The following is a 21,879-nucleotide window of genomic DNA, read 5'->3' on the forward strand; positions in this document are numbered from 1 at the left end:
CCAACGGCGAAACGGATAGATCATAGTTGACCGTGACTCAGACGAGATTCTCGGCTTCACAAGAGGGTTGGCTGTAATTCGTGAATTTTTCGTCAAAACGATGCTAATTCAACGAGTCCAAAAGGAAAAATTTGACCGATCGCAGTGCATTGAACACTGCAAGGGTCGACTGAAAGTTAATGGCAGCTTCAGTCAGGTGGTAACCCCGGCCACCGCGATGCCCATTTCCAGATCGAACCAGCCGTCGCCGGCATGGTGCGCCGTCCGTCGATGGCATGGATCTCGATCACGTTGAAGCGGAACTCAGCTGTCATGGTGACGCGCCAGCCCTAGTCGCGCGGAAGAGGTAACACGTCATTCACGAACGCGTACAACGCATCGGGCTCCGTTATTCCGAGCATCGCATCGGGAAGCGATTGCATACTCTGTACGCGGCCGGCGGGTATCTTCTGCAGCCCGCTCTTGCGCAGCTCCACGAGCCGCTTTTTCTCAGCATCAGCGCGCCGCCTGAGCTGAACAACGCCACCATCGGGATTCGAGACCAGGGTCGCGTCACTACCCGCGTTGAGGCAGGCCCCGTCGTAGTTGTCAAACGAACTAAAGTTGATACGAACTACTACAAAAGTTGGTGCTTTTTCAGTTCTGTGACGAATTCCGGGCTGAAGAGCCTTGTGTAGCAGGGTTTCCGGCTGATTGACGTAAAGATGGTACGCTGTGTAGCGAGAGACTTTGGCCTGTCTCACCCGACGCGTCGCCTCTCAATCAAGAATCTCGAGCCCGTTTTCAGCGCCCCATTGCCTTAGTGCCTTTTCGACAGAGTCGGCTTCAAACGCATACCAGCGTTCCAGAGCACCTTCGCGCTCGAGTAAATCCTTGAAGCGCGCGTATGCCCCTCGCCGCTGGAAAAACCCTTCAATCTGGTCATAACGCGCAGGCAGCTGCTGTGCGGCAAAGCGCAGGGCGAGACTGCTTCCGAGATCAAGTTCGTTCTTGTGCGGTATCGCGAGGTAGCGATCCGGGTCTTCCAGATCCTCGGGAATCGCCTCCTCGATCGTGTCGATGGCATCGGAAATCCAGTAGATTTTTCCCGTATCGAGCGAGATATACGCCTGGTGTTCCATCGGCGCTGCATAGCTGACGAAGTCGAAGGCCGAGGAAAGATCATCGAATTTGACGGCGACCATGACGGTGACCTCATCGGGATGTTTTTGCTTTCTGTGGGGGTCGTGGTGTCGCCGGCGAACGTGTGGGCGGTTTTTGCGTGGCGGTTGAACGGGGCGCCTTTGGAGCCCCCGCGCGCAGCTTGCCGGCAGGTTTTGCGGCAACGACGGGTTTGACCACCGCTTTAGGCGCCGCCGTTTTGCCTTTCGAGGTCGATTTCGCGCTTGCTGAACGGGTCGCCCCTGGTGCGTCCGCACGCGCCTTGCCAGCAGGTTTTGCGGCAACGACGGATTTGACCACCGTTTTGGGTGCCGCCGTTTTGCCTTTCGAGGTCGATTTCGCACTCGCTGCCGGTTTCGCTGGGGTCGATGGCGTGGGAACCCGGCTCGTTTGCGCAGCGGACTGCCTGCCTGTCCGTTTGCGTGCAGCAGGAGATGCGGCGAGCGGCTCGCTGCCGGTGTCGATCTCGATACCGAATACGTCGCCCAGGGCCGCGTCGTCGAGGACCTTGCCCGACACGGGCGCGGGTCCCGCTGCGGACAATCCGGCACCCGCGCTGCTGACGAGATCGGCGGCGTCCACACCCCGCAGCGTGAAGAGCAGTTCGGGCTGCTGGTCGAACCGGGCGCCGATACCGTACAGCACCGCGGCCACATGCTTGCACATCGACGCCCAGTCGAGGCAGTTGCAACCGAACCGGATATCCTTCGGCGACGGAAAGAGTCCCGTGCCCGGCTTGCAGATCCGTTCCATCACGGCGCCCGATAGCTTGCCCTGCAGCAGCTCGACCATGGAATCGATCGATGACGCGCAGTCGGCGACCAACGTGCGCCAGTGTTGATTGGCAGACGCACTGACGTCGATCTTGACCGTGTAGAGGCTCGATCCCATGACCTGTGCGTGTATTTTGCCCGCCGTGATCTGCAGATCGATCACCGAACCGTTACGGACGTAGGTGCGCCCGCGCGGCAGGCGATTGCCGTAGTCGCTGTAGCGCTCCAGATTATCGCACCACGCCTTGCCCCAGAAGGTTTTCGCGATGGCGCCGCGATACGGCGCTATCGGCGACAGCGTCCTGCCGGTCTTGATTGCTTTCGCGACCTGCTGTTCGGCTTTTCTCCGGCGTTCAGCCACCGGGACATAAGGTTTCCATCCACCGTAGTAACCCATCACATTCCCTTTGCGTAGTCAGGTTTCCTGCGCACGATGTATATCGAGCCTGACGAGATCGAGCAACTCCCGATCGGTCATTTCAGTCAGCAGCAGCTCCGCTCCGCCTTCGAGCACATCCTTCACCAGTTGCTGCTTCGTTTCGATTAGCTGGTCGATCCGATCCTCGACTGTGCCCCGGCAGACGAACTTGTGCACCAGCACGTTCCTGCGCTGGCCGATGCGAAAGGCCCGGTCCGTCGCCTGATTCTCCACGGCCGGATTCCACCAGCGATCGAAATGAATCACGTGGGAGGCAGCCGTGAGATTCAACCCCGATCCCCCTGCCTTGAGCGACAGCACGAAGAAGGGTGTCAATTCGTCTTCCTGAAAAAGCCTGACCAGCTCGCGCCGCTTTCCGACCGGGGTGCCGCCATGCAGGATCAAACCCTCGCGGCCAAACAGTGATCCCAGAAACGCCGCCAGGGGCTCGGTAGTTTCGCGAAACTGCGTGAATACGAGTACCTTTTCCTGCTTGGCGGCAATCACGTCGACCAGTTCCCGCAGACGCGCAAATTTGCCGCTGGCCTCAGGCTTCCATGCCGCGTCGCCGAGCCACTGGGACGGATGGTTGCATATCTGCTTCAAACGCATCAGGTAGCTCAGCACGATGCCCTTGCGCTCGATGCCTTGTGCACCGTCGAGCGCGGCGGCCAGGTCCTGAACCGCGCGCTCGTACAGTGCGGCCTGGACGGGACTCAGGTGACACCAGGCCTTGAGCTCGGTCTTTTCCGGGAGATCGGCAATGACATTCCTGTCCGTCTTCAGGCGGCGCAGAATGTACGGTCGCACGAGCGAGCGAAGCGGACCGAAGTGCCCGGCTTTCGCGAGACGCCTGCTGAATCCGGCGAAATCCTTCGCCGAGCCCAGCAGGCCTGGATGCGTGAAATCGAAGATGGACCACAGGTCCGCCAGGCCGTTTTCCACGGGGGTACCTGTCAGGGCGATGCGCGACTGCGCCTGAAGCTTCTTGACCTGCCGGGTCTGCCTGGCGCCGGGGTTCTTGATTGCCTGCGCTTCGTCGACGATCGCCAGGCGCCATCGGATCGTCTCCAGCGCGGGTTGGCGAAGCAGCGCGCCAAAACTGGTGATGACGAGGTCGGTCTGGGCGAGCCGCACCTCATCGAGGCCGCGCAGGGTCTCGGCCGGCGTGACGGAGGGGTGGGCAACCAGGACGCGCAGACCGGGCGCAAAGCGTTCGGCTTCCGAGGCCCAGTTGGCCAGCAAGGAGGCCGGCGCAACGAGGAGGCTGGGACGTGGATCACGCTGTTCGCGCTTCAGGATGAGGAGCAGCGCGAGGATCTGGATCGTTTTGCCGAGCCCCATGTCGTCGGCCAGACACGCGCCCAGTTCGAGCCGGCTGAGCAGGTAGAGCCACTGCACGCCCGCGTGCTGGTACGGTCGAAGCTGCGCATGCAACCCGGGGCCCGGCTCGACGCGCGCCAGGCCTTGCGGTTGACGCAGGTTCTGAAGGGTATCGGCCAGCCAGGGACCGGCCACGACCTGCGCCCAGTCGTGTTCTTCAGGCACTTCGGCATCATTGCCCGGCACGCCTGCCAGCAGGCGTAGCGCGTCGTTGAGTGGGAGCCCCGATTGCGCGGCTTGCCCGAGATCTTCGAAGCGTTGCAGAAGACGGCCGAGCTTCCGGGTATCCACCTCGATCCAGCGCCCGCGGATCCACTGCAGGCCGTCGGCGCCCGTGAGCAGCTTTCGGACTTCGGCGGGGCTTAATGGTTCGCCCTCGAGCGAGACTGCCAGGTTGAAATCGAGCAAGGCATCCTTGCCGACGAGCGACGGCGGTTTCGTGCCCACACTGGCCGTGACGCTCGGCCGCGCGGGACGACCCGTCGTCCACGTACCGGGCAGCCGGACGATGATGCCGGCGGCCTCGAGTGCCGGCAGATCCTGGAGCAGGTGCCAGGCCTCGGTGGGCGTCCAGCGCAGCGGATGATAGATCTCGCGCGACTCAAGCATGGAGCGCACCCAGTCGCAACACTCGGCCGCCCGCTGAACGGGGAGCAGCAGCGAAAGAAGCTGCGCCTTGTTGCGCGTGCCGGAAAATTCCTCGAGCGAGCGCGACAGGGGCTGATGCTGGGTCTTGCCATGCGCGGAGACGCGCGCCGTATAAGTGGCCAGAAAAGCGAAGGGGGCCTCAGGGTCTTTCCGGTTCTCGGCAAGATTGAAGTGGACCCGGCCCACCAGATTCCAGGTGGGGTGACGCGACCTGAGAAATGCCTGAAGCGAGCCGCCCGTGCTGGCCAGCTCCTGGCGCAGGGCGCTGCCGATCTCGCCCCACAGTGTCGCGAGCACTTGCGGCGTGAGATATTCGACGCCCGTCATGGGTGGGGCATCGTCGATCAGCCTCCCGATGTCCCGGGCGTCCGGTTCGGCGACTGCGATGTCCCCGTCTGTGGCCGTCGTGCACAACGCGGTGACGTAACGCATGGCGAAGTCGCGCCACCAGCCCCAGGCGGGGGGCAGTGCCCGTCCGATTACCGTGCTGCCGAGATAGAGCAGACCGTGGCCTGCGCCGGCCTGAAAAGCGCGGTCGAGCGCGATGTCTTCCGGCACAGGGGAAGCATCGGTTTTCGGCACCGCAAGAAGATGACCCGTCGGCGTGATGTTGGGCGCAAGATGATCCGTATTGATCGAAGGCATGATGGTCGAAGGCGCTGATTTCACTGCAAGTCAGACGGTGTACGCTGTTTCCTGATGCGACGTCCAAAGGCCTCAGCGAACTGCCGGGCACGCTTGAGGTCGTCTCCGCGCAGGTACATTGAGGTCGTTGAGATGGACGAGTGGCGCAGGTTGTCGCGTACGCTCGTCAGTTCCGCGCCGCGCGCGAGTGCATGACTGGCGTGGGAGTGCCGCATCCAGTGCGGGCTCGCGCGGCACAGTTTTTCCGCCAGCAGCGGATGATCACCCTCCAGCACGCCAGCGGCTTCCACGAAGAACCGGCGCATGACGCGCCACAGGTGCGCGCCCGTAATACCCGCGCCCTCATTCTCGCCGAGGCTGGCGAGGATTGGCGTCGCCGGGCTCCAGCGCTCCCGTGAGACCGGCAGCCGTCGTTCAAGCAGATATTGATCAAGCGCATCGGTTGCCAGCGGGGGTAACGCCACCCTGCCGGGTTTGCTGCCTTTGCCAATGAGGTGAAGCCACGACTCGCCGTGCCCGTCAGCACGGATGTCGCGCAGCACGGCGCCCACGAGTTCGCTCGCGCGCAGGCCCGTCGCGTAGCCGAAGTCGAGCAGGAAGCGCAGCCGCTGTGCGGCCGGTCCGGACCAGCCGTACGACCACTCGAGACCGTCCGCAAAGGCCCGCAGCAGCAGCCACTCGCCCTCGGTGAAGCCGCGCGTCGTGTCGAGTTCGGGGCGCAGCGCCGCGCCGCGAACCTTGACGCCGGCAAAGGGGTTGGCCAGCACGTAGCGCTGCTCGATGAGCCATCGATACAGCGCCGAGAGGACCGTCAATGCGTAGGCAGTCGAGCGCGCCGACAGGCCGCCTGTGAAGGGGCGCCATTCGACAGAATCACGCGGTCGCGGGGGACCGACCCAGCGTTCACGGGGCGAGGGACGGCGTACAAACCTCCGGTATGCAATCGCGTCGTCGGTCGTCAGCGACGAGAACGCGCGGCCTCGCTCGACGATGGCCCAGAGGATCAGCCGCTCGGCTTCCTTGCGGTAGGCGCGCTGCGTCGTGACTGTTTCGTGCAGCGCGAGCCACGCCTGCACGGCCTCGTAGTCGTTCGTGGCATTGAGCGTGCAGGTCTCGCGCGGGGCGCGCAACGTACCCTGCGAACCGTCGACTTCATGCGGCAGCCGTAGCTGCTCCCACGGCACGATACCGGCCGGCTGCGTGAGCGTGATCAAGGCACGGGCACGCTCGGTCAAGGCAGGGTGCGCGGCGAAGAACGCTTCGATGGCGTGCGCGCCGGTCGCCCCGAGCCCCTTGATCCGGGTCCACCACTGGCGCCGGCGCGGAATGCGTACCGTCAGATCCGTGAGCGTACGAATGCCGTGCGCATGCAGCGCCCGCACTGTGCGCGGCGCGAACCACAGCGCGACGTCGTCGGTCACCTGCGGTTGTGGTACGGGCAACGATCCAAGCGTCCTGATCGTGCGCTCGACCGTGCCCGCCCGTGCGTGCCGTTGCGTGGGTGTATGTTCGAAGACTGCCGCCAGATCGGGCCGATGCCGGCTATGCGCAAAGGCGATCAGTTGCCTGCGGATGTCTCCGATGAGACCCCGCGAGGAAACGCCTGCCGCCCTGCGCCCGCCCAGGTAGCGGGCCACGGCTGCGCGCGAGGACAGGCCCGCATACCAGCTGCGCAGGGCGGCAAGCGAGTCGGCATTGGGGAAACCCTGCCCGGCGGGCTCCTGGGTCTGACGCGTTTCCATGGTGCCAACTTTTCATGTGCGAAATGAATGACGCGATAATATAAATTATCTCACTGCTTCGAATTTGTAAAATTTTTCTCGAGCGCAAAAGACTGTGACGAGCGCTTCGAGCGCCGCCGCGTTCGCGCGGAAGTCGTCCGAGCGGGGGTTCAGCTTTGATTCGATGAAGGGCATCGTTTTAGTCTCCTTTTTCCCGCGCGCGCTTAAATCGTTTCCGCGAACAGTTCGCGGCCAATCAACATGCGGCGAATCTCGCTCGTGCCCGCGCCAATTTCATAGAGCTTCGCATCGCGCCACAAACGACCGACCGGATACTCGTTGATATAGCCATTGCCGCCGAGAATCTGGATCGCCTCGCCAGCCATCCAGGTCGCCTTTTCGGCCGTGTACAGAATCACGCCCGCGCAGTCCTTGCGGACCTGGCGCACATGGTCGTTGCCGAGCGTGTCGAGTTGGCGGCCCACCGCGTACAGATACGCGCGGCATGCCTGCAGCGTCGTGTACAGATCGGCGACTTTGCCCTGGATCAGCTGGAATTCGCCGATCGACTGGCCGAACTGCTTGCGGTCGTGGATATACGGCACGACCGCGTCCATCACCGCGACCATGATGCCGGTCGGGCCGCCCGCGAGCACCGCGCGTTCGTAGTCGAGACCGCTCATCAGCACCTTCACGCCGCCGTTAAACTCGCCGAGGATGTTTTCCTCCGGCACCTCGACGTCCTGGAACACCAGTTCGCCGGTGTGTGAACCGCGCATGCCGAGCTTGTCGAGTTTCTGCGCGACCGAGAAGCCCTTCATGCCCTTCTCGACGATGAACGCGGTGATACCGCGCGCATTCGCTTCGGGATCGGTCTTCGCGTAGACGACCAGCGTGTCGCAATCGGGGCCGTTGGTGATCCACATCTTGGTGCCGTTGAGCACGTAGCGGTCGCCCTTCTTGTCCGCGCGCAGCTTCATGCTGACGACGTCCGAGCCCGCGTTCGGCTCGCTCATCGCGAGCGCGCCGACGTGCTCGCCCGACACGAGCTTCGGCAGATACTTGCGCTTTTGCGCCTCGCTGCCGTTGCGATGAATCTGGTTCACGCACAGGTTCGAATGCGCGCCATACGAGAGGCCGACCGAGGCCGAGGCGCGCGAGATTTCCTCCATCGCGACCATGTGCGCGGTGTAGCCCATGTTCGCGCCGCCGTACTCTTCGGAGACCGTCATGCCGAGCACGCCGAGATCGCCGAACTTGCGCCACAGGTCCATCGGAAACTGATCGGTGCGATCGATTTCCCCCGCGCGCGGCGCGATTTCCTTGGCGGCGAACGATCCAATGCTGTCGCGCAGCATTTCGATCTCTTCGCCGAGCGGGAATTTGAGTCCAGGAATTTGTACCATTGCATGTCTCCTGTATAGGAAACGTTGATTTCAGTTCGTCGCCGGGCGGCTATGCCATGCGACCGCAAGGTTCGGTGTTACGCCGCTACTTTTGGTGTTGCCTGTCTCGCGGTCTCACCGTTTGCCAACAACGCCGCGGCGGTCTTCGCAGCGGCGGCCGCATTGCGCTCCCTGATATGTCCGAATCCACGAACCGTCTGCGGCAACTTCGCAAGCTCAATCCGTGTCGTCATATGCGCTTCGTCAAGACTTTCGACAAGACGTTTCACGAGCTTCTGGTAGTCTCCGATCGCAGCACGCTCGTCCCGCCGTTCCGCCGTGTAGCCGAACGGATCAAGCACGGTGCCGCGCAGAAATTTCGCTCTCGCGAGCAGGCGAAACGCAGGGACGACCCAGCCGCCGTACTGCTTCTTGATGAGGTGGCCTTTCTCGTCCTTCTTCGCCAGCAGGGGCGGCGCAAGATGGAAGCGAAGCTTGAAATCCCCTTCGAATTGTCCACGGAGCCGTGTGAGGAAGCTTGTCTCCGTAAAAAGGCGAGCGACCTCATACTCGTCCTTGTAGGACATCAGCTTGTACAGACTGATCGCCACCTCGCGAGTAAATCGGTCACCACCCACACGGCTCGATTCAAGCGACGCGATTTGTTGGACGAAATCCTCGTACCGCTTCGCGTAGGCCGCATTCTGATACGCCGTCAATCTACCCACGCGATCTGCGACAATCTGTTGAAGAGACGCTTTGCGCTGAGGCATCGCGATGATGCTTACTTTTTCCAGACCTGCTGCCGCGCGAGCGATGGAAAGGTCCAGCGCGGCCTGTCGCCCCCATGCAAAGGCCGACTTGTTCATCTCCACTGCCGCGCCATTCAGTTCGATCGTCTGTAGCAGGGAGCGCTCCTCGAGAGATTCAAACCCTTCTGCCACGCGTATCCCAACAGAAAAACGTTCGTCGCTACAGCATCGCCCATCAGCGCTGTAGCGATCCGCGACGCCTCCAGCGCCTCGGTCACTTGCGTATTCGCCTTGACCTGGCTCAGCAGTCCTGCAGGCGCTGCCTGCCAGTCGGGGTCCCGCGCAAAAGTCCCGGTCGGGGCAACGTCGAGGTTGACGACCGCAAGCGTGCGCAGCGGGCTACTTAACGTCTTCGCGTCTTTGCTCGCAGCAACCATCATGTCGCAGCCGAGCAGAAGGTCAGCTTTGCCCGACGCCACTCGCGCCGCGTGCAATGCGTCCGGGGTCTGAGCGATGCGGATATGCGACATGACTGCGCCACCCTTTTGCGCCATGCCTGCCATGTCGAGAACCAGAACTCCTTTGCCTTCGATATGTGCAGCCATCCCCATCAGAGCACCGAGCGTGACCACACCAGTTCCTCCAACGCCCGTGACTACGACGTTGTAGGGACGTGACAGCCCCGCGATTTTCGGCGCGGGCAACCCCGTTGGAACCGCAACACGCGCCTTTGCGGCTTTACGCAACTGACCGCCCTCGACGGTAACGAAGCTTGGGCAAAATCCCTTCACGCAGGAGAAATCCTTGTTGCAGGAGCTTTGATCGATAGTCCGCTTTTGGCCGAGATCGGTTTCTAACGGCATCACGGAGACGCAATTCGACTGCACGCCGCAATCGCCACAGCCTTCGCAAACTTCTTCGTTGATGACCACGCGGCGCGCAGGATCAACCAGCTTTTTCTGCTTTCTGCGGCGCCGCTTTTCCGCCGCGCAAGTCTGCGCATAGACAATCGCGGTCACGCCCTCGACGTCCCGCAGTTCCTTCTGCAATGCGTCCATCTGGTCGCGATGCAGCAACCGTGTGCCCGGCGGCAGTGTTGCGCCGTTGAACTGCTGCGGCTCGTCACTGACCAGGTGAACCTGCTTAGGCTGCTACTAGCAGACAGGCGTGGGTGTTGTCCGCTACCATTGGCGAGACAGTTGTAATAACGACCCGCAGGTCATGCCTGCATGGACGCACGGTACAGCTATTGAGTTGGAATCGACACCTGAGCGCCCCGAGGCAACCCGGAGCTACGAGGAAAACCGCATATGGCGACACGCACGAAACCGCGAATCCGGGTTGGCGTTGGAGGCTGGACCTATGGCCCATGGCGCGGGGTGTTTTATCCGCCGGATCTGACGCAAAAACGCGAGCTCGAATACGCGAGCCGCCAGCTGACGACCATCGAAATTAATGGGACATTCTATGGCTTGCAGAAACCCGAGAGCTATATGAAGTGGCGCGACGAGACGCCTGACGATTTTGTATTTGCACTCAAGGCGCCGCGCTACGCGACCAACCGGCGTGTGCTGGCCGAGGCCGGCGACAATATCGAACGCTTCTTCGGCAGTGGCCTCGTGCATCTGAAACAAAAACTCGGTCCGATCAACTGGCAGTTCGCCACAACCAAGCAATTCGACGCAGACGACTTCGAAGCGTTTCTCGCGTTGCTGCCCAGGAAGCTCGACGGACTCACGCTAAGGCATGCCGTCGAAGTTCGACACGAGAGTTTCCGCAACGAAGCCTTTGTCGCGCTGGCGCGCAAATATGGCGTGGCGATCGTACTCGCAGGCGATAGCCATTATCCTCAGATCGCCAGTCTCACCGCACCCTTTGTGTATGCGCGCATCATGGGGACGTCCGAAAAGCAGGCCCAAGGTTATTCGAAGAAGGCGCTCGATGCGTGGGCCGAGCGCGCACGCCAGCTTGCCGCAGGCACCATTCCTGAAGATATCGAACCCGTCGAGGCCAAGGCAGCCGCAAAAAGCGCGCGCGATGTTTACCTTTACGTGATCAGCGGCTTCAAGGAACGCAATCCGGACGCGGCAAAAGCCATCATCGAGCGCCTGTGACAGGCTAAAGTTGAGCGATATGCGTACGCGTTGATCGTATTGCGAGCAGAACCCGAGGCGCACGCAACGAAAAAGTGCGAAGCCCGCAAAGGCTTCGCTCTCAAGCTGGCGCGTCACAGCATTAGCAACTTCGGTCCAGCAGCCAATTTTTCCTCCAATGGCTGCTTCGAGTAAACCCAAACAACGCTTTCGGTTCGGACTTATGTATTCATCCAAGTGGGTAGCGAACTTCCACCGTTGCCTTCGGTGAATGGCCGAACTAAAACAGTGTCCCGTCGTACCCATCCTGGTCGACGAGCGTCCGTCCTGTCCGAACTTCAGTCGTTGTGCGCGCAATTACCACTGCCTGCTACTCTGCCATTGCAGACGCTCAGCTACCGACCCTCACCGGGCGGCTGCACGGTGCTAACCGGCCGTTCGCCCGAGCCGGCTCCGGAGCGACGACTCTCACATCGGCGAACGCGTACTTACGGTAGAGTCATGCCCTGAGTGGGTCTGTCAAGTTTTTTGTTCGACATCTACGTCTTGCTATGACGATCATCCCGCGCCCGCCCGTGGACAACGACGCTGCCCACAGCACGAGGCTGTGGACAGCTGCCTGACGGCGGTTCCCTCGTTGCCCACCGTCTCCCCGCGAGCTTCGCCTTCGGCCTGACGCGCCGCTGCGCGGCTTGCCCCGACCAGATAAAAGAGCAGGACCCGGCCTTGACCGCTTTCAGGCGCAGCTATCGATCGAGGCGTCGCCGCGTCGAAGGGGGCTCGCTCCTCATTAGTTGACGTTCGCGAACAGATCGTGACGGGCCGTTTCTGGCCGATCGCGGACTAACAACAGTATCAGTTCGGCGCCGGCATCCGTGGCGCCCAATAGGAAAGAAGTTTGCGAAGCAGCGTGACCGGACGTCGCGCCGCACACTCCGGCGAAATGTGCAGTTTGCCTCGATACCGGATTTATTGCGACGGCTCCGCGATGGCCCCGGACATAATGAGCAAGCGTACGTGAGGTCGAGCGCCTGGCGGTCCGCTACCAGACATCGGATGCTATGGTCCCTTGCTTGGGTTGACGCAATCCGCCAAATTCAGGGTGCTAGCTGTGCCCCATCAATCAATGAGGCCCTCCATAATTGTCCCACCACCGTAACGGCGAACCGAAGTGAATTTCCTTCAAGTGCGAGACCAGGTCTGACAAAAGCTATGAGACAGTCGCAGCCAATTGAATTTTTAAGCTGGCGCTGAGTTTATTGGTTTTGTTAGATGCATGTCATTGATTGAGAAAACGACAGGCAATTAACCAAACCCACATGCACTGACATGCCGACCGCTTTCGCACAAACCGTCGAAGCCCACTTTACCGAGCTTACCCCCACGGCCAAGCGCATCGCCAGTTACATGCTGGCGAATCTCGAACGACTCGGACTCGAGACCGCTGATCAAATTGCGCAGCAGACGGCCACGAGCGGAATTTCTGTGGGGCGTTTTCTGCGCAGCGTCGGCTATCGCAACCTCGACGACCTCAAGCGCGAGCTGCGCGGCGCACAAGCGCGCCCGTGGATGATTACCGACCGGCTCGACGAATACCGGCGTGTGTCCGGACAGTCCGGCAACACCGCGCATAACGGCGAGAACGGCGCCCTGACCCGCTCGCTAGAACTCGAAATCGACGCGATCCGGCATGTGTACCAGTTGGCGCAATCGCCCATGTTCGCCCGCATCGCGGAGCGCATCTCCAATGCGGATGCCGTGTATATCCTCGGCATCCAGTCGACGCGCGGCATCAGCAACGCGTTCTACAGCTACCTCGAATACATCCGTGCGCGCGTGTTCTACTCCGACGGTATGTCCGGCTCATATGTCGATTCGCTGAACTCGGAGTTTGCCTCACCGTACCTCGTCATTACCGATACGCGCGCCTACTCGATGATCGCGCGCCCCTACTGTGAAGCCGCGACACGTCGTGGCGTGCCGTTCACGCTGGTCACCGACATCTATTGTCCCTGGGCTCGCGAATTCGCCTGCGACCTGTTGCAGGTCAAAACCGACGTCGGCCAGTTCTGGGACTCTCTGGCGCCGCTCACCTGCCTGTTCAACCTGCTGATTACCGCGATCGTCGCGCAACTGGGGGCCGCCATCGACGAACGCGTCGCGCGCAATCGCGAGCTGCAAGGCGAATTTAACCAGTTCGATCTCTGAACCCTCTCATATCCGGCATCGTACCGCGCCCTCCATGACAAGACCGCGACTCATCGAAATTACCGCCGCCACGCATGGCGTGGACATCGACCTCGTCTATGCCACCGAGCGCAACCTGACCGGTAAGCCCATCTACAAGATGGCTCACTGCCTGCTGCTCGAACCCGCCGAAGCCGGTTTGCGCAAGGGAGTTGAAATTGCCCGCGGCGCCGGCCTGACAGTGCGGATTTTCGACGCCTACCGTCCGCCCCAGGCGCAACAGGTGCTGTGGGATTTCCTGCCCGATCCCACCTACATCGCTGAGCTTGGCCGTGGTTCGAACCATAGCCGCGGCACGGCGATCGACCTGACGCTGCTGGATGCCAGCGGCAATGAACTCGACATGGGCACGGCCTTCGACGCCATGACGATCGAGTCCGAACACTTCCATACGGGCCTGCCCGAGCACGTGCAGCGCAACCGCCTGTTACTGCTCGGCATCATGCACGGCGCCGGTTTTGCGCACATCAAGAGCGAATGGTGGCATTACGAGCTGCCAGGCTCCCGTGCGCTGCCGCTGATCGACAACAGCGAAAGCGGTCCGTTGCATCTCATGTAGTGGCGTTCGATCTCTCCATCCGTTGTTCCCTGACAGGCTCTACCCCATTCCTTATGGAGCGGCAATGAAACTGGTATCGCGCAATGCACTGACGGCGGCAGCGATCGCCTCCGCCTTGACCTTGTCGTTCACAGCGGCCAGCCCCGCTGCGGCGGCGACGCCGAAAGACATGTTCGTCATGGCCACGCTCCTCGACGAATTCACCACGCTCGATCCAGGCGAAGTCTACGAGCTGGTGCCGGAAGAATATGTGGCGAATACGTATGACCGGCTGGTGCGGGTCGATCTGAAAGACCCGTCGAAGTTCAACGGCGATGTCGCACAATCATGGACCGTGAGCCCCGACGGCCTGACCTTCACGTTCAAGATCCGTTCGGGTCTAAAGTTCCACTCGGGCAATCCGTTGACCGCCGACGACGTCGCGTGGTCGATCCAGCGCACCGTCCTGCTCGACAAAGGCGCGGCGGCCGTGCTGCAAGGCATCGGCCTGACCAGGGACAATGTGCTTAACAACGTAAAGAAGGTTGACGACACAACCGTCAGTGTGACGACAGACCAGAAATACGCGCCGACGTTTGTCCTGAACGTACTCGGCGCGTGGCCTGCATCGGTGGTGGACAAGCAGTTGCTGCTCACGCACCAGAAAGGCAATGATTTCGGCAACGACTGGCTGCGCACCAACGAGGCCGGCTCCGGCGCCTACAAGCTCGTCAAATGGACCGCCAACGACAGCATCGTACTGCAGCGCTTCGACGGTTATCGCTTACCGCTCGCGATGAAGCGTATCGTGTTGCGTCACGTGCCGGAAGCATCGAGCCAACGCCTGCTGATCGAGAACGGCGACGTCGATGTGGCGCGCAACCTGAGTCCGGACGATCTCGTCGCACTGACCAAGTCCGGCAAGGCGCATGTGACCGCGGTGCCGCAAGCGACGCTTCTGTACCTCGGCCTGAACGTCAAGAATCCGAACCTGGCAAAACCGGCAGTCCAGGAAGCGATGAAGTGGCTGATCGACTATAACGGTATCCAGAGCAACGTCGCTAAAACCACCTACAAAGTGCACGAAACGTTCCTTCCGGAAGGCTTTCTCGGCGCGCTGAACACGAACCCTTACCAGCAGAACGTCACGAAGGCCAAGGCGCTGCTGGCAAAAGCCGGGCTTCCGAATGGCTTTTCCGTGACGATGGACGTGCGTAACGGCTACCCGTACAGCGAAATCGCCGAAGCCGTGCAGGCCAATCTTGCGCAAGGCGGCATCAAGGTTCAGATCATCCCCGGGGACAACAAGCAGACGCTTGCAAAGTACCGCTCGCGCTCGCACGACATCTATATCGGTGAATGGTCCGCTGACTACATCGACCCGCACAGCAACGCCCAGGGCTTCACCTGGAATCCGGACAATTCCGACAAGTCGGCCTACAAGATGCTCGCCTGGCGCAACTCGTGGGACATTCCTGGCCTGACGAAGGAGACCAACGCCGCGCTCGCCGAATCGTCGACAGCGAAGCGCGCCGAGTTGTACCAGACGATGCAGAAGCAGATGCTCGCGAACTCACCCTTCGTGATCATGTTCCAGCAGGTCTCGCAAGTGGCCGCGCGACCGGGCGTGACGGGACTCGAGGTGGGTCCGATCAACGACCTCGTGTCGTATCGTGATCTGAAGAAGCAGTAACGTTTGCGGCGAAGGCGATACTGTCCAGGCTTCGCCTTCGACCGAGGAACTCATCATGTCGACTCCCTTCACGACTTTCGAGCGCATGCGCGCGCTTTCAGCTGAAAGCGCCAGCGTGCGCTGGACCTTGCGCCTCGTGCGCTGGATCATCACGCTCGTGATCACCTTCACCGGGTTGCTGGCGGTCACGTTCGTGATTGGCCGTAAAATTCCGATTGATCCGGTGCTGGCGATTCTCGGCGATCGCGCGTCGGCGACGGCCTACGCGGCGGCGCGTCTCCAGCTCGGGCTGGACAAGCCGCTCGCCGTGCAGTTCCTGATCTATGTGCGCGATGTGCTGCATGGCAACTTCGGCATGTCGCTACTGACCGCGCATCCTGTTATCGAAGACATCCAGCGTGTGTTTCCCGCGACGCTCGAACTCGCGACCCTGTCGACCATCATTGGCGTACTGATCGGTGTGCCGCTCGGGGTGATTGCCGCCGTGCGCCACAACCGCTGGATCGATCACGTCGCGCGCTTTGTCGGCCTCGTCGGCAGTTCGGTACCGGTGTTCTGGCTCGGGCTGATGGGCCTGCTGCTGTTCTACGCGAAGCTGCACTGGGTAGCGGGTCCGGGTCGCGTCGATCCGGTATTCGACGGGATGGTCGATACGCACACAGGCAGCCTGCTCATCGATTCTCTCATGGCGGGCGAATGGGACGTGTTCTTCAATGCGTTCTCGCATATTGCCCTGCCTGCTGCCATTCTCGGCTACTACTCGGTCGCCTATCTGAGCCGCATGACGCGTTCGTTCATGCTCGAGCAACTCAGTCAGGAGTACATCACCACGGCACGCGCGAAAGGCTTGCCCGAGCGCCGGGTGATCTGGCGTCACGCCTTCGGCAATATCGCCGTGCCGCTCCTGACCGTGATCGCACTCACGTACAGCTATCTGCTCGAAGGCTCGGTGCTGACCGAAATCGTCTTCGCCTGGCCCGGTATCGGTTCGTATCTGACGGGTGCCCTGCTGAACGCCGATATGAACGCCGTGCTTGGCAGCACGCTCGTGATCGGCGTCACGTTCATCGCGCTCAACCTGTTGACCGATGCGCTTTATCGCGTGTTCGATCCGCGCGCCCGCTGATGTTCCGGAGATTTCCCTCGTGCTTCCCCCAACCGATCAATCTATGCAAATGCAGGACTGGCCGATGAATGCCGTGCCCCGACGATGGAAAGACTGGCTGCTGAGTGACACGCCCGCGTCACGCAAGCAGGCCGCACTCGGCCTCGCTTACCGGCGCTGGCGACGCTTCGCGGGCAACCCGCTGTCGGTCTTCGGCTTGGTGATTCTGGCCTTGCTGATCATCATCGCGGCAATCGGGCCGCTGATCGCACCGCACGATCCGCTGCAGCAAGTCCTCTCCGACCGCCTGCTGCCGCCGGGTTCGCCATCGCACTGGTTCGGCACCGACCAGCTTGGCCGGGACATCCTCTCGCGTCTTGTCTACGGCTCACGGCTCACGCTTTCGATTGCGATTCTCGTCGTGGTGATCGTGGTTCCTGTGGGCCTTTTGATCGGCACCACTGCTGGCTTCTTTGGCGGCTGGGTGGACAACGTGCTGATGCGGATCACCGACGTGGCGCTCGCGTTTCCGAAGATCGTGCTCGCGCTCGCTTTCGCGGCCGCGCTGGGATCCGGTGTCATCAACGCGGTGATCGCCATTTCGATTACGGCCTGGCCGGCCTATGCACGCCTCGCGCGGGCGGAAACGCTGCGGCTCGTGCAAGCCGATTTCATTCACGTCGCGCGCTTGCAGGGCGCGTCGCGGATGCGCATCCTCCTGCGCTATATCATGCCGCTCTGCTCGTCGTCGGTGATCGTGCGCGCGACGCTCGATATGGCCGGCATCATTCTCACTGTCGCGGGTCTTGGGTTCCTTGGCCTCGGCGCGCAACCGCCGAGCCCCGAGTGGGGTTTCATGGTCGCGTCGGGCCGCAACGTGCTGCTCGATTCGTGGTGGGTGGCCACCATTCCGGGCTTTGCCATTCTGCTGGTGAGCCTCGCCTTCAACCTGCTCGGCGACGGTCTGCGAGACGTCTTCGATCCGCGCCATGGAGGCTGACATGCCAGCCGTTACGACCCAACCCCTGTGTGAAATCGACGACCTGCGAATTGGCTTTCGCGGTCATGGCGGCGAATTGACCGAAGCCGTGCGTGGCCTTTCGCTGACGCTGCAGCGCGGCGAGCGGCTTGGCATCGTCGGCGAATCCGGTTCTGGCAAATCGCTCACCGGGCGTGCGCTACTCGGCCTGCTGCCGCCTGCGGCGCAATGCCATGCGAAGGCGATGAAGTTCGACGGTCAGGATCTGCTGGCAATGTCGGTGCGAAAGCGCCGGCAACTGTGCGGCCAGCAGATGGGCATGATCCTGCAAGATCCGAAATACTCGCTCAACCCGGTGATGACCATCGCGCAACAGATGCGCGAAGCGTTCGAACTGCACGGTTCGAAGTTCAGCCGTCGCGAGATGCGCGAGAAGATCATCGAGGCGCTGGCAGCGGTGCATATCCGCAATCCGGAGCGTGTCGCCGATGCCTACCCGCATGAGTTGTCGGGTGGCATGGGGCAGCGCGTGATGATCGCCATGATGGTGTCGTCCGGACCGCGTCTGCTCATCGCCGACGAGCCGACCAGCGCGCTCGACGTGCTCGTCTCGATGCAGGTGCTCGGGATTCTCGACGCGATGATCGAAAAGCACGACACAGGCCTGATCTTGATCAGCCACGATCTGCCCCTTGTAATGTCGTTCTGCGACCGCGTCGTCGTGATGTTTGCGGGACGTGTGGTGGAAACCTGCGCGGCGCGCGATCTCGTCCACGCCCAGCATCCCTATACGCGCGCCCTGCTCGCGGCGAATCCACCGCTCATCAATCCGCCCGATGAACTGCCCGTGCTGAAGCGGGACGCAGCATGGCTCACGCAATCGGCAGGAGAATCAGCATGATTGATGTTAACGCCCTGACGGTCCGCTTCAGGACCAAAACCGGTAACTTCGACGCAGTGCGCCAGGCCAGCTTTCATGTCGACGAAGGAGAAGTGTTCGGGCTGGTCGGCGAATCGGGTTCCGGCAAGTCGACGATCCTGCGCGCGTTGACGGGCCTCGCGCCCGTCGCTGGCGGCCATATGAAGATCGGCTCGCACGTGCACGGAGAGAAGATCGACCGCTCCTTTCGACGCGACGTACAGATGGTTTTTCAGGATCCGTACGGCTCACTGCATCCGCGTTTCACAGTCGATCAGACCTTGCGCGAGCCCCTGACCATCAACGGCATCGGCCGGCAGGAAGAACGCATTGTCGATGCGCTGCGCGAAGTCGGGTTGGGTCCGGCGTATCGTTTCCGCTATCCGCATCAGTTGTCGGGGGGGCAGCGGCAGCGCGTCGCGATTGCACGGGCGCTGATTGTCGAACCGCGCGTGCTGCTGCTCGATGAGCCGACGTCCGCGCTCGATGTGTCCGTGCAGGCCGAAATCCTCAACCTGCTGCGACGGCTTCATCGCGAACGCAATCTCACAATGATGCTCGTGAGCCACAACCTGGCGGTGGTCGGCTTTCTCTGCTTGCGCGTCGCGGTCATGCGTAATGGCGAGATTGTCGAGCAGCGCGATATCGCTTCCATTCGAGCGCAGCAGGTCGAGCACGAGTACACGCGCAGCCTGCTGCTCGCGACCACGGGCTACCGGCGCAAGTCGGCCCGGGTAACTGGAGCGGACACGCTGTTATAAAAGCCAGTAGCGGCGAGGAGTTGTCACCGATCCTGCCCGTCGTCCTGCCTTGTGATTGGTTCAAGGCAGGCGCGTCCGGCATTTCCACTCGTCTGAACGAAACAGTCCAGAAGCAATCTCAAATGAGGCGACCATTAAGCTCAGCATGTGAGCTTCCAGAGGATCTTGTCCGGTTGAGGAAAGTGTCAGGCGTGTCGGACGCGTGTCGCCTGACAGCGTCCTCATGCTCGCATGGGCCCGGTCTGGTTCTGTCCCAACAAGGCGTTGAGGTAAAATTTGGCGGACGGAAATTGCTGACGACCACGATGGCCAAGACGACGAAGACGCCGCGCAAGACGTTGCTCCCTGGCATCGCCAAGGTGCTGAAGCGACTGCACTATCCACTGGATGTGATGCTGTTGTGCGTGCGGTGGTACGTGGCATACTCGCTGAGCCTGCGAAACCTTGAGGAAATGATGGCAGAACGCGGTGTCGAGGTGGACCATTCGACGGTACACCGCTGTCATCAAGCTCGTGCCGTTATTCGAAAAAGCGTTTCGCCAACATAAGCGACCGGTCGGCAAGAGCTGGAGGATGGATGAGTCCTATATCAAAGTGAGCGGCCAGTGGAAGTATCTGTACCGCGCGGTGGACAAGGCCGGCAATACCGTCGATTTCCTACTTCGAGCCCATTGCGACAAGGCTGCCGCCCATCGCTGTTTCGAGAAGGCCATCGAGCGGAACGGGGAGCCGCAGACCATCACCGCGGATAAGAGCGGTGCCAATCTGCCCGCCCTGCAAGCCATCAACGCCGACCGGCAAACGCCCACCAAAATCCGGCAGAACAAGTATCTCAACAACATTGTCGAGCAGGACCATCGCGCCATCAAACGTATCATCAAGCCCACGATGGGCTTCAAGGATTTTCGCTGCGCCCGCCTCGTCCTGCCATTCTTATCGCGACACAACCCGCCCGCGAGCCGCAGCTTCGAAGACTACGCTGTCCTCGACGAGTGCCGGCTCGCTCGCGGCGGTCTTCGCGGGCTGCCAGTCGCCGTCGTTCGAGCCGCGCTCCACGCTATCGTCGCCTCGCGCTGCAGCGTGAACGGCATGCTCAGCTGCACCAATTGCTTGACGTCGCAGAGCTTCGCCGACACGCCTTTCCTCGGCGCCGCGACGCTCGTCTGGTGCCCCGTTCCGATGGCCGCCGGGGCCCTGCCGCCCGGGCTTTTCACGTCCACGACGCGCCGCCCCGCGACGGAGCGCTTGAAGGTGCGCGCCACTTCGGCTTCCATCTGTTCCCATGCGTCCTCGGAAATCAGCGCAAGCTCGCGATGCAGGTTATTCATATTGTGAAGTTCCTTTAAGTGAGCCGATGTTCAATGTTCCCCTGCGGCTTGTTTCATTTGATGGCGGTGCTGGACGGCTGAGATGACGTCGACGCCGCCGCAGAGCCTCTGCCCGGGAGCGCGTCGAGCAGATCGGCGGACGGCACGAAGAAGAGACCGCCCGTCACTGCGCGGCTGTAGTCGAGCAATCGGTCGTAATTGCCCGGCGGGCGACCGACGAACATGTTTTCCATCATCTGTTCGATCGGCGCGGGCGTGCGCGCATAGCCGATGAAGTATGTCCCAAACTCCTTTGCGCCAGGACGGCCGAAGGCCATGTTGTGCCGCAGGATCTTGATCTCCTGGCCGTTCTCATCGATGGTCGTGAGCGAGCTATGCGAGCACGAGGGCTTCACAGCCGCGTCTAGTTCGACGTCGGACAGCTTCTTGCGCCCGATGATCTTTTCCTGTTGCTCCACCGTCAGGCCATCCCATGCATCCATATTGTGAAAGTACTTCTGCACAATCACATAGCTGCCGCCCGCGAATTCCGAATCCTCCTCGCCGATGATCGTGTGGTTCGGGGCGCTTCTCCCTGAAGGGTTCTCCGTGCCGTCGACGAAGCCCACCATGTCGCGCAGGTCGAAGTAGCGAAAACCTTGCACCTCGTCGACGACCGTGACGGCGTCGCCCAGTTTGATGAGCAACTGTGACGCGAGCTCGAAGCATAGATCCATGTGATCCGCGCGGATATGCAGCAGGATGTCTCCGGGTGTGGCAATGGCGCGGCGCTCGCCCGATCCGACCTCGATGAAAGGATGCAGCGACGCGGGACGCGGCGCGCCGAAAAGAAAATTCCACGCTTCGGAACCGAAGCCGCACACGCAAGAAAGGTTAGCGGTAGGCGCGCGCGTGCCGACCGCGCGGACCAGCGCGGCAATGTCGCCGCACCATTCACGCACGGTGTCGGCTGGGCCTTCGCCGCGCGCTACCGTGAGTGTGAGGAAGATCGCACTTCGGGAAATCGGATCACAGACGGCTTGTGGTTCGGGAGTGTCGTTGTTGGGCATCTGAAATTTATTTGATTACGCCAAGGACTCGCTCACCCGAGGAGTCACGACGGCATTCATGCAACGGCGGACCGCGATGGACTCGAAATAATGCTGGATTTCGTCACCCAAGCAAGCCTCGCCCCGTGCGCACATGGCCGACCTAAAGCAAGAACGTTGGAATATCTCGTTCATTAAAACCGGGACGACCCGAAGCGGCAAAACCGGCGCACGCGCTTCCGACAGATTCTATTGCTTTCACCGCGGCCATGGGTCACCCGGTAGAAAATTAGCAGGCACGA

The 21,879-nt window shown here is 61.5% G+C and carries 17 protein-coding genes and 3 pseudogenes; 9 read left to right on the plus strand and 11 right to left on the minus strand.

From position 1 onward, the window contains the following. Window positions 1–188 precede the first annotated feature (188 nt). From OKW38_RS27210 to OKW38_RS27250, 9 genes are all read right to left on the minus strand, one after another. Window positions 189–314 (minus strand): hypothetical protein, encoded by a 126-nt coding sequence (locus OKW38_RS27210; protein WP_429364034.1) that lies wholly within the window; start codon window positions 312–314, stop codon window positions 189–191. 15 nt (window positions 315–329) lie between these two features. Beyond that, on the minus strand, window positions 330–743 hold the full coding sequence (locus OKW38_RS27215; protein WP_429364035.1) for a hypothetical protein: 414 nt from the start codon (window positions 741–743) through the stop codon (window positions 330–332). A gap of 15 nt (window positions 744–758) precedes the next feature. Continuing rightward, complete coding sequence (locus OKW38_RS27220; protein ID WP_090806713.1) at window positions 759–1,184, minus strand: UPF0158 family protein; 426 nt, start codon at window positions 1,182–1,184, stop codon at window positions 759–761. A 10-nt stretch (window positions 1,185–1,194) separates the two neighbouring features. Further along, window positions 1,195–2,331: a hypothetical protein gene (locus OKW38_RS27225; RefSeq protein ID WP_429364036.1), complete on the minus strand. Its 1,137-nt coding sequence runs from the start codon at window positions 2,329–2,331 to the stop codon at window positions 1,195–1,197. 18 nt (window positions 2,332–2,349) lie between these two features. After that, window positions 2,350–5,028 (minus strand): DEAD/DEAH box helicase, encoded by a 2,679-nt coding sequence (locus OKW38_RS27230; protein WP_429364037.1) that lies wholly within the window; start codon window positions 5,026–5,028, stop codon window positions 2,350–2,352. A gap of 20 nt (window positions 5,029–5,048) precedes the next feature. Continuing rightward, entirely contained in the window at window positions 5,049–6,770 is a 1,722-nt protein-coding gene (locus OKW38_RS27235) for a phage integrase family protein (RefSeq protein ID WP_429364039.1), read from the minus strand. Window positions 6,771–6,973: 203 nt separating this feature from the next. Beyond that, window positions 6,974–8,155, minus strand: a complete 1,182-nt coding sequence (locus tag OKW38_RS27240; protein WP_429364041.1) for an isovaleryl-CoA dehydrogenase — start codon at window positions 8,153–8,155, stop codon at window positions 6,974–6,976. Between the two features lie 77 nt (window positions 8,156–8,232). After that, window positions 8,233–9,078, minus strand: coding sequence for a DUF6537 domain-containing protein (locus OKW38_RS27245; protein WP_429364043.1), 846 nt, complete (start codon window positions 9,076–9,078; stop codon window positions 8,233–8,235). Further along, a complete protein-coding gene (locus OKW38_RS27250; RefSeq protein ID WP_429364045.1) occupies window positions 9,021–9,944 on the minus strand; it encodes a 2-oxoacid:acceptor oxidoreductase family protein in 924 nt (307 codons plus the stop codon). Before OKW38_RS27250 ends, OKW38_RS27245 begins: the two co-directional genes overlap by 58 nt. A 252-nt stretch (window positions 9,945–10,196) precedes the next feature. Here OKW38_RS27250 and OKW38_RS27255 point away from each other — a divergent pair, with 252 nt between their 5' ends. The 9 genes and pseudogenes from OKW38_RS27255 to OKW38_RS27295 form a co-directional block, all read left to right on the plus strand. Continuing rightward, complete coding sequence (locus OKW38_RS27255; protein WP_429333625.1) at window positions 10,197–11,000, plus strand: DUF72 domain-containing protein; 804 nt, start codon at window positions 10,197–10,199, stop codon at window positions 10,998–11,000. A 1,308-nt stretch (window positions 11,001–12,308) separates the two neighbouring features. Next, entirely contained in the window at window positions 12,309–13,187 is an 879-nt protein-coding gene (gene sapR / locus OKW38_RS27260) for a sap1 transcriptional regulator SapR (protein ID WP_090806728.1), read from the plus strand. A 34-nt stretch (window positions 13,188–13,221) separates the two neighbouring features. Then, the gene (gene ddpX / locus OKW38_RS27265; RefSeq protein WP_090806730.1) at window positions 13,222–13,785 is read left to right on the plus strand and encodes a D-alanyl-D-alanine dipeptidase; all 564 of its coding nucleotides are present in this window, start codon (window positions 13,222–13,224) and stop codon (window positions 13,783–13,785) included. Between the two features lie 64 nt (window positions 13,786–13,849). Beyond that, window positions 13,850–15,457, plus strand: coding sequence for an ABC transporter substrate-binding protein (locus OKW38_RS27270; RefSeq protein ID WP_429364047.1), 1,608 nt, complete (start codon window positions 13,850–13,852; stop codon window positions 15,455–15,457). A 55-nt stretch (window positions 15,458–15,512) separates the two neighbouring features. After that, a complete protein-coding gene (locus OKW38_RS27275; protein ID WP_090806734.1) occupies window positions 15,513–16,583 on the plus strand; it encodes an ABC transporter permease in 1,071 nt (356 codons plus the stop codon). A gap of 64 nt (window positions 16,584–16,647) precedes the next feature. Then, a complete protein-coding gene (gene nikC / locus OKW38_RS27280) occupies window positions 16,648–17,562 on the plus strand; it encodes a nickel transporter permease (protein WP_429364049.1) in 915 nt (304 codons plus the stop codon). A gap of 1 nt (window position 17,563) precedes the next feature. Further along, a complete protein-coding gene (locus tag OKW38_RS27285) occupies window positions 17,564–18,442 on the plus strand; it encodes an ABC transporter ATP-binding protein (protein WP_429364051.1) in 879 nt (292 codons plus the stop codon). Beyond that, on the plus strand, window positions 18,439–19,221 hold the full coding sequence (locus tag OKW38_RS27290; RefSeq protein ID WP_429333620.1) for an ABC transporter ATP-binding protein: 783 nt from the start codon (window positions 18,439–18,441) through the stop codon (window positions 19,219–19,221). Before OKW38_RS27285 ends, OKW38_RS27290 begins: the two co-directional genes overlap by 4 nt. Window positions 19,222–19,526: 305 nt before the next feature. Next, window positions 19,527–20,148, plus strand: a pseudogene (locus OKW38_RS27295) (IS6 family transposase); the annotation flags it as partial. Between the two features lie 15 nt (window positions 20,149–20,163). On the opposite strand, the pseudogene OKW38_RS27300 reads toward OKW38_RS27295, so the two are convergent. Then, window positions 20,164–20,549, minus strand: a pseudogene (locus OKW38_RS27300) (family 1 encapsulin nanocompartment shell protein); the annotation flags it as partial. Further along, window positions 20,542–21,598: pseudogene (locus OKW38_RS27305) on the minus strand (Dyp-type peroxidase). The pseudogenes OKW38_RS27300 and OKW38_RS27305, both read right to left, overlap by 8 nt. Window positions 21,599–21,879: the final 281 nt, after the last annotated feature.

The sequence above is a fragment of the Paraburkholderia sp. MM5496-R1 genome, assembly GCF_050436205.1.
Lineage (GTDB): Bacteria > Pseudomonadota > Gammaproteobacteria > Burkholderiales > Burkholderiaceae > Paraburkholderia > Paraburkholderia tuberum.